Here is a 14,935-nt window from a genome sequence, read left to right on the forward strand (position 1 = left end):
TTATCCTCTTTTCCATCTTGTCCCTTGAGGAGTGTCTTCAAGAATAATATTCATAGCTTTTAGTTGATCACGGATTTGATCGGATAGAGCGAAATCACGGTCTTTACGTGCTTGATTTCTCTTTGCTATTAGTTCTTCGATTTCCTCATCAAGTAATTGTTCATCTTCGACTTTAAGCCCCAGCGTCTCGAATAACACCTCAAATTCTTGTAAAAAGGCTTCGATCACTTTCTCCGATGTATTTTTTTCCTGTAAATAATAGTTCGCCTGTTTCGAAAGGTCGAACAAAACAGAAATGGCATTCGCTGTATTAAAGTCATCATCCATTGCAATGATAAATTCGTTGCGAAAAGCGTTAATTTTTTCCAACCACTCATCATCATTCGTTGTTAAATTTGTACTACTTTCCTGACGATGCTTTAGATTTGCATAGGAAGTACGTAATCGTTCTAATGCGTTTTTCGTACTTTCCAGTAATTCAAGGTTGTAGTTGATTGGATGGCGATAATGAACAGACAGCATGAAAAAGCGCAATACCTGTGGATCAACGTCTTTGATAATATCGTGAACCAACACAAAGTTCCCTAGGGATTTTGACATTTTTTCATTGTCAATATTAATATAGCCGTTATGCATCCAATAGTTAGCAAATGTCTTTTCATTCACCGCTTCCGATTGTGCAATTTCGTTTTCATGATGCGGAAATGCTAAGTCCTGACCACCTGCGTGAATATCAATGGTCTCACCTAAGTATTTCCTTGCCATCGCTGAGCATTCAATATGCCAGCCTGGACGCCCCTTGCCCCATGGACTTTCCCAGTATATTTCACCCGGTTTAGCACTTTTCCATAGCACAAAGTCCAGGGCGTCCTGCTTCTTATCCCCGACTTCAATTCTTGCACCGACACGGAGCTCATCAATGGATTGATGTGAAAGCTTACCATATTCCTTAAATTCCCTTGTACGGTAGTACACGTCGCCTTCTGATTCATAAGCAAACCCTTTCTCAATCAAGGCCTGAATGAAATCAATGATAATATCCATATTTTCTGTAACCCTTGGGTGAACATCTGCCTTTTTGCATCCTAAAGCAGATACGTCGTCATAATAGGCATTGATAAAACGTTCCGCAATGGTTGGCACTTCTTCCCCTAACTCATTCGCTGCTTTGATTAATTTATCGTCAACATCTGTGAAGTTCGATACATAATGAACGTCATAGCCCCTAAATTCAAAATAGCGTCGGACTGTATCGAAAACGATAGCTGGACGTGCATTCCCGATATGGATGTAGTTATAAACGGTTGGACCGCACACATACATTTTTACCTTATTTTCTTCGAGTGGTTTAAACTCTTCTTTCTTTCGTGTCAGTGTATTATATATGTGAATGGGCATTATCCTTTGCTCCTTCCTTTTTCTGTATTTCCTCTTTTAAGCTTTTTATTTCACTTTCTAGCTCTCTGATTTTATCTGAAACAGGATCTGGTAAATCTCGATGATTTAAGTCCTTAGTATTTCTAACTTTGACTCCGTCTTGAATCACCACTCGACCTGGTATCCCGACAACTGTCGAATTCGGAGGAACATCTTGCAGAACAACCGAACCCGCTCCTACCTTTGAATTTTCTCCAATTGTAATGGATCCTAATACTTTTGCTCCTGATGCAATAAGGGCATTGTTTTTAACTGTAGGATGTCGCTTTCCTTTTTCTTTTCCTGTACCCCCAAGTGTTACCCCCTGGAATACAGTCACATTATCTCCGATTTCACAGGTCTCACCAATGACTACACCCATGCCATGGTCGATAAAAAAACGACGACCAATTTTAGCTCCAGGGTGAATTTCAATTCCTGTAAAAAAGCGACTTATTTGTGATACCGTTCTAGCCAAGAAAAACATCTTTCGTTTAAAAAGAAAGTGCGCTACACGATGTGCCCAAATGGCATGCAATCCAGAATACGTTAAGATGACCTCAAAATGAGATCTTGCTGCCGGGTCCTGTTCAAATACTACCTCGATATCCTCTTTCATGCGTCTAAACACAATCAACCCTCCTTGAATAAAAAACGTTAGGCCCCCGCTTCTCGGCGACAATCATAAGATAAATGCTGACAAAAGTTGCGTTTTTACCTTTTGAAGTGATTGGCTAGACCAGATAGCCGATGGCTCCAAAACCTTTTTCCAAAATAAAAAGCGCCCCTGTGTAAAAACACAGAGACGCTTTATTCACGCGGTTCCACTCTGTTTAGGCAATGAAAAGTCCATTACCTCAACTTAATCTCTTAACGGTGAGACGCCGCTTTTATCTACTACGTTACCACTTACAATACCGGTTCGATAAAAGACTCAAAGGTGCATTTCAATAAGCATTTCCCTTAAACCACTTTCAGCCGATGATGGTTCTCTCTGTTCGTATTTGTTATACTTACAAATACTTTAAAGTCAATAACTTATTTACTCTCCTTATCAACACTTTTACAATATATAATTTGTTACCTATACTATATTACATTTTCAGCCAGATGTTAACTAATTAAACTTTTAAGGCGTGAAATTATTTTTTCTTTTCCTAAAAGGTGAATCGCTTGTGGTAAATCTGGTCCATGAAGCTGACCCGTTGCAGCTGCACGAATTGGCATGAAAAGGTTCTTACCTTTTTGTCCTGTACCTTTTTGAACAGCTTTAATGGATGCTTTAATTTCATCAGCACCGAACGTTTCAAGACCTTCAACCTCTTGTAAAAAGGCCTTTAATACTTCAGGAACTGTTTCTCCCGCAAGAACTTCCTTCGCATCATCTTCAAGCGTTACTTCATCCTTAAAGAAAAGGTCGGTTAGTTCAACGATTTCTGCTCCATAACTCATTTTTTCTTGATGTAGTGCAATTAAGTCACGTGCCCATTGCTTGTCTGTATCACTTAATGGTTCACTTAATCTACCTGCTTTGATTAAATGTCGTAGCGAAAGATCAACTAAACGATCAAGATCAATATTTTTTATATATTGATTGTTCATCCATGTAAGCTTTTGAGTGTCAAAAACTGCTGGTGATTTAGATAAACGAGCTGGATCAAAAATGTCAATAAACTCATCTTTTGTATGCAGCTCTTCTTCCCCACCTGGCGACCAACCTAATAGCGTAATAAAGTTAAATAGGGCTTCTGGTAGGTATCCAAGTTCTTCATATTGCTCAATAAATTGAATAATAGACTCATCGCGCTTGCTTAGCTTCTTATGGTTTTCGCCTACGATTAATGTCATATGTCCGAATGTTGGAATATCCCAGTTAAATGCCTCATACACAACCATTTGCTTTGGTGTATTGGAAATATGGTCTTCCCCACGCAAAACATGTGAAATTTCCATGAGATGATCATCGATGGCTACTGCAAAATTATAAGTCGGAGTTCCATCCTTCTTCACGATTACATAATCGCCCATGCCTTCTGACTCAAAAGAAATTTCGCCTTTTACCATATCATGAAACGTGTAAACCTTGCCTTGTGGAATAATGATACGAATACTTGGCTGTCTTCCTTCACTTTCTAAAGCTTCCTGTTGATCCTTCGTTAAGTGACGGCATTTGCCTGAGTAATGAGGTGTCTCACCACGTGCCATCTGCTCTTCACGTTCTTTTTCAATCTCTTCTTCCGTACAATAGCATTTATAAGCGAGTCCTTTTTCAAGAAGCTCTGTATAATACTTTTCATAAATCTCATTACGTTCTGATTGACGGTATGGTCCGTGCTCGCCACCAACATCCGGTCCTTCATCCCAATCAATTCCAAGCCATTTTAAATATTTGAGCTGACTTTCTTCGCCACCTTCAATATTTCGTTTCTTGTCTGTATCTTCAATACGAATGATGAATTTTCCGTTTTGGTTTCGTGCATATAAATAATTAAATAAGGCTGTTCTTGCGTTTCCAATATGTAAATGTCCTGTTGGACTTGGTGCATAGCGCACACGTACGTTATTTGACATATGTACCCTCCGTTACAACGCTTAGTATCATCTAGATTTTTAACACATATTTATTAAATCAAAAAATTAGTTCTCTACCTTTTGCAGTAAAATCGTTACTTGTGCTGCAATTCCCTCACCGCGACCCGTAAAACCTAACTTTTCAGTAGTCGTTGCTTTCACATTTACCTGTGAAGAATCTGCTTCTAGCAACTCGGCAATCCGCGCTCTAATTTGTTCAATATACGGAGCCATTTTTGGCTTTTGAGCGATAATCGTGCAGTCAATATTTCCAAGCTTATAGCCCTTTTCCTTCACCAAATTCCATACATGCTGTTGAAGTTTCGCAGAATCCGCATCCTTGAAATACGGGTCTGTGTCTGGAAAATGCTTACCTATGTCACCTTCACCAATCGCTCCAAGACAGGCATCAGAAACGGTGTGGAGTAATACATCTGCATCTGAATGTCCTAGTAGTCCTTTTTCATATGGTATGGTAATTCCACCTATAATTAACGGGCGTCCTTCAACCAATTGGTGAACGTCAAAGCCCTGTCCAATACGAAACATTGGTTTTCCCCCTTTATTCAGCTTTTTAGCTTTTGCCACGCGCATTTTTGCGCTTTTCTATTTAGCTTGTCCAGTTTTGTAAAATCGCTTCCGCAAAAACTAAGTCATCTGGAGTTGTTAGTTTGATATTTAAGTAATCACCTTTTACAATATATACTTGTTTTGGGATTCTTTCAACGAGACTAGCTTCATCTGTGCCGAGGAAACCTTCTTTTTGAGCCATCTCATGTGCTTCTTGTAAGATAGAAACATGAAAAGCTTGTGGGGTTTGAATGGCCCACAAGCTAGAACGTTCAACTGTTTCTTCTACATATAAATCACGAGAGGCGCGTTTGATTGTATCCTTTACGGGAACCGCTAGCACAGCTGCCCCTTTTTCTACCGCAACATTGACTAGCTCATGAACATGCTCTTGTTTCAGAAAGGGTCTCGCACCATCATGGACCAATACAATATCTGTGTTCTTCACAGCTTGTAAACCATTGTAGACACTGTACTGGCGCTCACTACCACCCTGAACGAAAGAGACAACCTTTTGGACGTTATAGGTTTGGATCAACTCATCAAAAATGGGCTGTTCATCCATATTAATGACTAAAATAATCCCCGTACACATTGGGTCCTGTTCAAAAACTCGTAATGTATGAATAATAACTGGTATTGATTGCAATTCAATGAATTGTTTATTCTTACCTGCGTTCATTCGTTTTCCTTGTCCTGCCGCAGGAATGACAACCTGATAATTCACCCCGTAACGCCCCTAACACGATTCAATTATAATGCCTTTTCAAGCAATTTTGGCTTCGCGAAAATCATTCGACCTGCTGATGTTTGTAAAACACTCGTTACAAGCACTTCAATGCGTTTTCCAATATAGTCGCGACCTTCTTCGACTACAATCATCGTACCGTCATCTAAATAAGCGACACCTTGATTATGCTCTTTTCCATCCTTAATGACTTGAACGCTTAATTCTTCACCAGGTAACACCACCGGCTTCACCGCATTCGCAAGGTCATTAATATTTAAAACTGCCACATTTTGCAGCTCACAAACTTTGTTTAAGTTAAAGTCATTCGTCACGACTACGCCCATCGTTAATTTTGCAAGCTTCACTAATTTACTATCAACCTCTTGAATATCGTCAAAATCACCTTCGTAGATTTCAACTTTAATCGCTAGTTCTTTTTGAATCCGGTTTAAAATATCGAGTCCTCTTCTACCGCGGTTTCGCTTTAATACGTCAGAAGAATCTGCAATATGCTGAAGTTCCTCTAACACAAATCGAGGAATCACAATTGTTCCTTCAAGAAACCCGGTTTGACATATATCTGCGATACGTCCATCAATAATAACACTTGTATCTAAAATTTTAAGTTTTTTGGCCTGTTGGTTTACTTCCTCTTCCTCCAAGCTCTTCTTTTTACCAGATCGGTTAATAGAAAATAAATTCACAAGTTCATCCCGCTTTTTAAAGCCAACTTGAAAACCTAAATATCCTAAAAGCAGGGTAATAAAGATTGGAAGCACTGTATTTACTACCGAAAATGAAATACGGTCTAATGGAATGACAATTAAAAAAGCAACAATCAATCCGGAAATCAAGCCTAAGCTTCCAAATAAAACATCTGTAACAGGAGCCTTGATCAATGACTCTTCTAGCCATTTAATTAAACCTACGATATAATCTACTAACCAAAACGTAACAATAAATAATATAATAGCACCTAAAATCGCAAGAGTATATGAATTATTTAGATATGGAATATTGTCGATATTTAACAGCTTTAATACATCCGGTAGATAGACAATTCCAAGCATACCTCCGACTATTAGAAAAAAGAGCTGCACAATACGTTTTAACATTCCTTCACCTCCTCCTATTCATTATAATCACTTTATAATAATTGAAACCTACAATAAATAGCTTTTTTCAAAATGTAAACAGAATGACATAGATGTGTAAAACGCTACTCATATATTATTTTTTAAACCTGATAAAATTATAACTGCTTTAGTAAAAAATTATTTCTAGTTGGCTTTTATGAAAATATGGATGTCCACCTGGTTCACACTTACTATACGAATAAAGCAATAAAAATGTTTCATTTTCACTAGATTTTTCGATTCATTATTTTAGGTTATTTTCCCAATGTATGTTGAATGGCTTGCCTAATATCACTCACACCTATCACTTCAATTCCCTTTGGAATGGTCCAACCACCTAAATTACGCTCAGGAAGAATTACTCGCTTGAAGCCAAGCTTTGCCGCTTCCTGGACCCGCTGCTCAATTCGAGATACGCGTCTTACCTCTCCAGTTAACCCAACTTCGCCAATAATAACATCTGTTGGGTTCGTCGGTTGATCTCTAAAACTAGACGCAATGCTTAAGGCAACCGCTAAATCAATTGCTGGTTCGTCTAACTTTACACCACCAGCAACCTTTAAATATGCATCTTGATTTTGCAAGAGAAAACCTGCTCTTTTTTCTAATACCGCCATTAATAAAGAAACCCGGTTATGGTCTATTCCTGTTGCCATGCGGCGTGGATTTCCAAAACTAGTTGGTGATATCAGTGCTTGGATTTCGACAAGTACGGGTCGTGTACCTTCCATAGATGCAACAACTGTTGACCCTGCAGCACCTGCAGAACGCTCCTCAAGAAATATCTCAGAAGGGTTGGCAACTTCTTCTAGGCCCGTTTCCTTCATCTCAAAAATGCCCATCTCATTCGTTGAACCAAAACGGTTTTTTACAGCACGTAATATACGATACGTATGATGTCGTTCCCCTTCAAAGTAAAGAACAGTATCCACCATATGTTCAAGCAAACGAGGACCTGCAATATTTCCCTCTTTCGTAACATGACCCACGATAAAAATAGCAATCCCATTTGTCTTCGCAATTCGCATTAACTCCGCCGTACATTCCCGCACCTGTGAAACACTGCCAGGCGCAGAAGAAATATCAGAATGATAAATCGTTTGAATCGAATCAATTACTACAAAAGATGGGTTTAATTCAGTAATTGTCTGGGAAATAAACTCAAGGTCCGTCTCGGCTAAAACATACAATTGATCAGAGGAAACTCCTAGACGGTCCGATCTTAACTTTGTTTGTTTGACCGATTCTTCTCCGGAAATATATAAAACTTTGCTTTGTTTTGCTATTTGCGAGGATACTTGTAGTAGCAAGGTAGACTTCCCTATCCCTGGGTCACCCCCAATTAATACAAGTGAACCACGGACAATTCCGCCGCCAAGTACGCGATTAAATTCCTTGTTTGTTGTATACATTCTAGGTTCATTTTCTGACTCGATTGATGTGATTGGTGAAGGCTTGCGCTGAACAGTGGGACTTGAATGTGCAAAAGCACCTTTTCTAGCTGGTTTATGTAGGGTTTCCTCGACTAATGAATTCCATTCACCACATCCAGGGCATTTCCCCATCCATTTTGGTGATTCATAGCCACAGGACTGACAGGTGAATTTCGTCTTTGTTTTTGCCATTGTCATTAATCCTTTCTTTATTAGAAAAGCTCAAGGCGCTCAGCTTTAGGCGACAAGTACAAGATAAGCGCTGACAGAAGGAGCTTTTTGCCTTCAGTAACGATTAGCTTGTGACCTCGAGCCGATGGCGCCTGAAGCTAGACATTTTCTAAAAAAAGAGGTATACACGAATCAATTCTTGATGTATACCTCTTTTACAATTACGTACTTTTTTATTTCACTGTTTCTTTTGTTTCTTCGGTTTCTTTCGTTTGGATTACGAATTCTCCGTTAGCATAGTCCATTACAATTTTCTTTCCTTTTTCTATATTACCGCGTAATAGTTCTTCAGACAAACGGTCTTCAATTTGTTTTTGAATGGCACGGCGTAATGGACGCGCTCCGTATTCTGGATCATATCCCTCTTCTGCAATTCGGTCTTTAGCAGCTTCTGTTAATTCAAGCTCAAACTCTTGCTCCTGCAGGCGTTTTGTTAACTGATCTGCCATAAGGGTAACAATTTCCCTCAAATGCTTCTTCTCTAGTGAGTGGAAGACAATGGTTTCATCAATACGGTTAAGGAACTCCGGACGGAATGCTTTCTTTAACTCTTCCATTACCTTATCCTTCATGTTTCGATAATCTTGCTTCTCATCATCAAGCGCAAAGCCAACATATTTATTTCGCTTTAGTGTGCTAGCTCCAACGTTTGATGTCATAATTAAAATTGTATTTCTAAAATCAACCGTACGCCCCTTAGAGTCAGTCAAACGACCATCCTCTAGGACTTGAAGTAAAATATTAAACACATCTGGGTGTGCTTTTTCGATTTCATCTAAGAGGATAACAGAATATGGCTTACGGCGCACCTTTTCTGTTAATTGACCTCCTTCTTCATAGCCTACATATCCTGGAGGTGAGCCTACCAATCTTGATGTAGAGTGCTTCTCCATGTACTCTGACATATCTACACGAATCATCGCATCCTCATCACCAAAAATAGATTCAGCTAAGGCACGCGCTAATTCTGTTTTCCCAACCCCTGTTGGTCCTAGGAATATGAATGAACCTGTTGGGCGCTTTGGATCCTTTAATCCAGCACGCGAACGCCTTACAGCCTTAGAAACTGCCTTTACAGCCTCTTCCTGACCAATCACACGTGAATGAAGGATTTCCTCCATATTAAGTAATTTATCAGCTTCTGTCTGCGCTAGTTTTGATACAGGGACCCCAGTCCAGCTTGATACAACCATTGCAATATCATCCACTGTTACCTCTGAATTCTCTTGACCCTGTTTTTCTTTCCAGTTTTTCTTCGTTTCTTCTAACTGTTCACGAAGGCGTTGCTCTGAGTCACGTAACGAAGCAGCTTTTTCAAATTCTTGACTTTGAACGGCTGCATCTTTTTCCTTACGAACCTCTTCAAGCTTTAATTCAAGCTCCTTTAGATTTGGTGGTGCTGTATACGAACGAAGACGAACCTTTGAACCCGCCTCATCAATTAAGTCGATGGCCTTATCTGGTAAAAAGCGATCGGAGATATAACGGTCTGAAAGCTTAACCGCTTGAATGATCGATTCATCCGAGATCGATACTCTATGATGTGCCTCATAACGGTCACGTAGTCCTTTTAATATTAAAATAGACTCTTCTACAGATGGTTCATCTACCTGAATTGGTTGGAAACGACGCTCAAGAGCAGCATCTTTTTCAATGTATTTTCTATATTCATCTAAAGTTGTTGCACCGATACATTGTAGCTCACCGCGAGCAAGAGATGGTTTTAAAATATTCGATGCATCAATCGCACCTTCAGCACCACCAGCACCGATTAACGTATGAAGTTCATCAATAAACAGAATGATATTCCCAGCTTGGCGAATTTCATCCATTACCTTTTTCAAACGGTCCTCAAATTCTCCACGGTATTTTGTACCTGCAACTACAGTACCCATATCAAGGGTCATTACACGCTTATCGCGAAGCGTTTCTGGTACCTCATTGTTTACAATTTGCTGGGCTAATCCTTCAGCAATAGCCGTTTTACCAACACCAGGCTCCCCAATTAAAACAGGGTTATTTTTCGTACGACGGCTTAGCACTTCAATCACACGTTGAATCTCTTTACTTCGTCCAATCACGGGATCAAGGCTGCCTTCTCTTGCGATCGCCGTAAGATCACGTGCTAAGCTATCCAAGGTTGGTGTATTCGCATTAGCAGAACCACCGCCATGATGTCCTGATGACGACTCATTGCTCCCTAATAATTGTAAAACCTGTTGGCGAGCTTTATTGAGGCTCACTCCAAGGTTGTTTAACACTCTTGCAGCAACACCCTCACCTTCGCGAATTAATCCAAGTAGGATGTGTTCTGTTCCTACATAAGAATGGCCTAGCTTACGAGCCTCATCCATTGATAACTCAATTACCTTTTTCGCACGTGGTGTGTAATGGATGGTCTGTGAACCTTCCTGACCACGTCCAATTAGAGCTTCTACTTCTTTTTGTATTTTTTCAGGTCCTAACCCTAGTGCAAGCAAGGCCTTTGCGGCAATCCCTTCACCTTCGCGGATAAGACCTAATAATACATGTTCAGTTCCAATATTGTTATGTCCCAATCGTACAGCTTCCTCTTGAGCTAACGCTAACACCTTTTGTGCACGCTCAGTAAATCTGCCAAACATCATAACCCATCACCCTCCATGTCAGTAGTCTTATTATTTTCTAGTTTTAATCTTTCTCGAATAATAGACGCCCTTCTAACGTCCCTTTCATTTGGCCTTAATGCTCCACCAGCATAGACCTGCAAGAATCCAGGTTGAGTTAAAATCATGAGTTCATTAAGAATGGTTCTTGATATTTCTTTTATATAGCCAAGATCAATACCCAATCGAACATCTGATAAACACTTAGCTGCTTCTTTCGATTCAATAATCCTACTATTAGCTAAAACACCATAGGAACGAAATACTCGGTCCTCTAATTGTATGTTTGAAGTCTTCACAAGTGCTTCTCGAGCAGAGCGCTCTTGTGCAATCAACTGTGCAACCACACTCTTTAAGTCTTCTACAATATCTTCTTCCGTTTTACCTAGCGTGATTTGATTGGATATTTGAAAAATATTCCCTAACGCCTCGCTACCTTCACCATAAATTCCTCTTACAACTAGACCAAGTTGATTGATTGCTGGAATGATACGACTCATTTGATGTGTAAGAATAAGAGCTGGAAGATGCATCATCACGGAGGCCCTTAGTCCAGTTCCTACATTTGTTGGACAGCTTGTTAAATAGCCTCTAGTTTCATCAAATGCATAATCAACATGCTCCTCTATCCAATCATCTAGGTTGTTTGCAACCTGCAAGCCTTCCGATAATTGCAACCCTGGGAATAAACATTGTATTCGTATATGGTCTTCTTCATTAATCATGATGCTAATTTCTTCATTTTCGGATAAAAGACAAGCTCCTAATTGAAAGTTTTCGGCTAAATGTGGACTGATCAAATGCTTTTCAACCAATACCCTTTTTTCATTAGGCTGAAGCTCCGTCATTTTTAATAATTCAAATCCTCCAATTGAGGGAAAACTCTTTCCAGCAAACCCCTTTTGAAAGACATCGACTATTTGCCCAGCCTCTTCATTTGAATAAACCGTTGAGAAAGGTACATTTTTCAGATTTCGAGCAAGTCTAATCCGTGAACTTAAGACAATATCTGAATCAGGACCTTCTTGACTCATCCAAGCACTTAAAGCTTGATTGATAAAATGCTCAAGTGACATTGATTAAACCTCCCCTTCTGTGTAACCACTCAGTTTCTTTTCAAGATCCCTTACGTGGTCACGAACATCTGCAGCTTTTTCGAATTCCTCTAACGAAATATATTCCTGCATCTTTTGCTTTAGTTGTTCAATCTCTTTCCGAATATGGAAGGAGCCACCGATTCGTTTTGGAATTTTCCCTGTATGATGTGTATTGCCACTATGCAGACGTTTTAAAATTGGGGTAAGTTGTTTTTCAAAGGTTGGATAGCATTGCGAACAGCCAAACCGACCTACTTTTGCAAATTGTTGAAAAGTCATTTTACAGTTCTCGCATTGCAATACTTCATTTTTTTGAAAAGCATGTTGCTGTGAACCGGTAAGTGGCTCAAACTGAAGAAGTCCTGCTAATAAGTTATCTATTGAAAAGCCAGATGTGCCTGGAAACATGAACATCTCGCTTTTTTCTTGAGCACAATGTTCACAAATATGAACCTCTGTTTTTTCACCATTAATCACCTTTGTAAAATGAAATGTTGCAGGGCGTTGATTACATTCTTGGCATATCATGATAACACCTTCCTATTTAATCAAATGCGCCTTGGCGTATTTGCGCCCGATTTTTTTAGGCCCACACGAGGTGGGTCACAAAGACGTTGCCACAGGAAGTGGCGTTCTTAGTCTTTGATCCTCCTCTCGAAAACTTTCCTTTGAAAAATCGTGGCATCCGCCGGAGGCTTTACCTTTTATCTATACATGAGGGATGTAAGCATTGCCTTTAACATTCTTGCTCTTAATTCATCCCGATGTGGAAGCTCAATAAACAAGACAGAACGGTCAATCACACTTAACATGATCTTCGCTTCTCTTTTTGAGATCACTTCCTCCTCAACCAAGCGCAAAATAACGTCCTCAGCACTTGTTTGAGCAATCCGTTTATCGATAAGGCGTACGAGTTGCTTAATCAGTTGAGAGTCGTCATTTGTTTTCACTCTCATAATTCGAATGTAGCCTCCGCCACCTCTTTTACTTTCCACCAAATAGCCTCTCTCTAACGTAAACCTTGTATTTATCACATAATTAATTTGAGATGGGACACATTCAAATTTATCGGCAATCTCACTTCTTTTAATTTCAACTATAGCTCGATCACTTGTATCAAGAACACTTTTTAGATATTGTTCAATGATATCAGATATATTCCTCATTATGACCACACCTCACCTTGACTTTGACTATATTTGACTATAATTATAATATAAAATGACTGCACTAATTTTTCAACTGTTTCGCATGTGAAATTGAAAGTAGAAAAAGGGCAATCATTTACCATTTAAGGGCTTTACTATCCTATACTTTCCAAACCTGGTACCTCTCTAAACACCAAATTAAAAAATTTTTTGGACCATTTCCCGCTTAGACATTTCTTCATATAAGCGTAAACGCTCATTTTTACTTGCCACTTCTACATCAATTGTGTACTGGCAATTGTTTTCTACCTTATCCTTTGAATACTTAATATTAAAATCCTTCACCTTAAAACCATTATCTTTAAATAATTTTAAAATGAATGAAGACGAGGAAATATTTTCATGAATAATGATATGAACAACTTTTCGTTTTCTGGATTTAAAAAAGAACTCTTCAAATCGGTTTAGAAAAATTAAACTTAATAAAACTACAATTGTAGTTAATATGGCTGGCGCATACATCCCTAACCCGATTATTAACCCTAGACCAGCAACAACCCAAATCGATGCTGCCGTAGTTAGCCCACGAACCGTGGCATCCCTTACCAAAATAGTACCAGCACCCAAAAAACCAATACCACTAATCACATATGACGGAATTCGTGCCGGGTCAAAACGGACATTCGTACTCATCTCTAAATAAGGCTGAAACCCAAAAATAGACATCAGCATCATTAAACAAGAACCAACTCCAACCAGTAAATGTGTACGAAATCCAGCAGGGTGTTTATGTACTTCTCTCTCCAATCCAACTAATCCACATAATAACGCAGCCATAAAAATGCGAAGCGACATCGTAAAAAATTCTTGAGTTTGGAACGATGCAAAAAATTGTGCCATGTCACATCCCCCCTGTTCTATAGACATAGGCGACCTGTAAATTACTTATTCGATAGGAAATTTAAAATCCCCTTTAATTCAAATAAAAAAAGGTAGTGTTTTATCATTATACGATTCGTTCAAAAAGTTTATGAGTATCAAAAATACCTATTTTAAAATAGTGTTTCTGCCATAGGACCTAAGATGTTAATTATCATTAACAATGTAATTAATAATATAGATCTTTTTTGAAATGTAAAATTTAACACTGGTATATAGGGAGTTATCTTAATGACTAATGACCTGTATTGGTATATGGTTTGTCGATTCGTATATATGTATTATGTATGGGATTCTGGGAGGGTTGATAAAAACGATTATGTCGGTTGCTGCTTGCGGTTTATCATTTATTGGTTTGCGAGTGGGTGGTATACCGGTAATCGGGTTTGCGGTATACCATTTATCGGTTTACGGTTGCGTGATATACCGTTAATCGGGTTTACGGTATATCATTTATCGTTTTACGAATGGGCGATATACCGGTAATGGGGTTTGCAAATTTGGCGTTCGCTGGATCAGCATTACCTAACTTTTTGCCGTTATTAAAAGTGACAATCTAAAAAAGATTGTGTATTGGCTTGCGTTACCGATTCCTTCATCTAAATCATGAAACAGGAACGAATCAGCACTTTTCGTTACCCTTTCCTTCAATACAATTACAAAAGTGGAACGTTTAAGCCTTTTTAGTTACCAATCACTTGAAATCAATCTCAAAACAGGAACGATTCTACAATTTACGTTACTCTTCATCACTCAACATCTGTCAAACAAGTGCCACGTTCTTCAACCCCTAATATCCAAACAAAAACAAATAAAAAAGACCAACCATATCGGCTGATCTTTAGTGTGCCTAGCGACGTCCTACTCTCACAGGGACAAAGTCCCAACTACCATCGGCGCTGAAGAGCTTAACTTCCGTGTTCGGTATGGGAACGGGTGTGACCTCTTCGCTATCGCCACTAGACTATGTTGAAGGATTCATTCCTTCAAAACTAGATAACGCTCCTACATTCATCAGT

Annotated in this window: 13 protein-coding genes, 1 rRNA gene and 1 other annotated feature; of the genes, 1 reads left to right on the forward strand and 13 read right to left on the reverse strand. The window is 39.1% G+C overall.

What is annotated here, in order from left to right; translation table 11 throughout:
- The 12 genes from cysS to ABC371_RS04995 all read right to left on the reverse strand — a co-directional run bounded on the left by cysS (position 1) and on the right by ABC371_RS04995 (position 13,877).
- Positions 1-1,398, reverse strand: coding sequence for a cysteine--tRNA ligase (cysS, locus tag ABC371_RS04940; RefSeq protein ID WP_412895795.1), 1,398 nt, complete (start codon positions 1,396-1,398; stop codon positions 1-3).
- Positions 1,379-2,050, reverse strand: coding sequence for a serine O-acetyltransferase (gene cysE, locus ABC371_RS04945; RefSeq protein WP_412899280.1), 672 nt, complete (start codon positions 2,048-2,050; stop codon positions 1,379-1,381). The genes cysS and cysE overlap by 20 nt, the downstream gene beginning before the upstream one ends.
- Positions 2,051-2,214: 164 nt before the next feature.
- Positions 2,215-2,483 (reverse strand) — a binding site (T-box leader).
- Positions 2,484-2,529: 46 nt separating this feature from the next.
- A complete protein-coding gene (gltX, locus tag ABC371_RS04950; protein WP_412895796.1) occupies positions 2,530-3,987 on the reverse strand; it encodes a glutamate--tRNA ligase in 1,458 nt (485 codons plus the stop codon).
- A gap of 66 nt (positions 3,988-4,053) precedes the next feature.
- Positions 4,054-4,536 (reverse strand): 2-C-methyl-D-erythritol 2,4-cyclodiphosphate synthase, encoded by a 483-nt coding sequence (ispF, locus tag ABC371_RS04955; protein WP_412895797.1) that lies wholly within the window; start codon positions 4,534-4,536, stop codon positions 4,054-4,056.
- Positions 4,537-4,597: 61 nt separating this feature from the next.
- Complete coding sequence (gene ispD, locus ABC371_RS04960) at positions 4,598-5,284, reverse strand: 2-C-methyl-D-erythritol 4-phosphate cytidylyltransferase (RefSeq protein ID WP_412895798.1); 687 nt, start codon at positions 5,282-5,284, stop codon at positions 4,598-4,600.
- Positions 5,285-5,310: 26 nt separating this feature from the next.
- Positions 5,311-6,402, reverse strand: a complete 1,092-nt coding sequence (locus ABC371_RS04965) for a PIN/TRAM domain-containing protein (protein WP_412895799.1) — start codon at positions 6,400-6,402, stop codon at positions 5,311-5,313.
- 275 nt (positions 6,403-6,677) lie between these two features.
- Positions 6,678-8,048: a DNA repair protein RadA gene (gene radA / locus ABC371_RS04970; RefSeq protein WP_412895800.1), complete on the reverse strand. Its 1,371-nt coding sequence runs from the start codon at positions 8,046-8,048 to the stop codon at positions 6,678-6,680.
- Positions 8,049-8,260: 212 nt separating this feature from the next.
- Complete coding sequence (clpC, locus tag ABC371_RS04975) at positions 8,261-10,714, reverse strand: ATP-dependent protease ATP-binding subunit ClpC (RefSeq protein WP_412895801.1); 2,454 nt, start codon at positions 10,712-10,714, stop codon at positions 8,261-8,263.
- Positions 10,711-11,808 (reverse strand): protein-arginine kinase McsB, encoded by a 1,098-nt coding sequence (mcsB, locus tag ABC371_RS04980; RefSeq protein ID WP_412895802.1) that lies wholly within the window; start codon positions 11,806-11,808, stop codon positions 10,711-10,713. Before mcsB ends, clpC begins: the two co-directional genes overlap by 4 nt.
- Positions 11,809-11,811: 3 nt before the next feature.
- The gene (mcsA, locus tag ABC371_RS04985) at positions 11,812-12,357 is read right to left on the reverse strand and encodes a protein-arginine kinase activator protein McsA (RefSeq protein ID WP_412895803.1); all 546 of its coding nucleotides are present in this window, start codon (positions 12,355-12,357) and stop codon (positions 11,812-11,814) included.
- A 176-nt stretch (positions 12,358-12,533) separates the two neighbouring features.
- Entirely contained in the window at positions 12,534-12,998 is a 465-nt protein-coding gene (locus ABC371_RS04990) for a CtsR family transcriptional regulator (protein WP_412899281.1), read from the reverse strand.
- Positions 12,999-13,175: 177 nt separating this feature from the next.
- Positions 13,176-13,877, reverse strand: a complete 702-nt coding sequence (locus ABC371_RS04995; RefSeq protein ID WP_412895804.1) for an MgtC/SapB family protein — start codon at positions 13,875-13,877, stop codon at positions 13,176-13,178.
- 270 nt (positions 13,878-14,147) lie between these two features.
- On the opposite strand from ABC371_RS04995, the gene ABC371_RS05000 reads away from it, so the two are divergent.
- Positions 14,148-14,402 (forward strand): hypothetical protein, encoded by a 255-nt coding sequence (locus tag ABC371_RS05000; protein ID WP_412895805.1) that lies wholly within the window; start codon positions 14,148-14,150, stop codon positions 14,400-14,402.
- Positions 14,403-14,764: 362 nt separating this feature from the next.
- On the opposite strand, the gene rrf is transcribed toward ABC371_RS05000, so the two are convergent.
- A 5S ribosomal RNA gene (rrf, locus tag ABC371_RS05005) occupies positions 14,765-14,880 on the reverse strand.
- Positions 14,881-14,935 lie beyond the last annotated feature (55 nt).

The organism is Bacillus jepli (genome assembly GCF_047238305.1).
GTDB lineage: Bacteria > Bacillota > Bacilli > Bacillales > Bacillaceae_L > Ferdinandcohnia.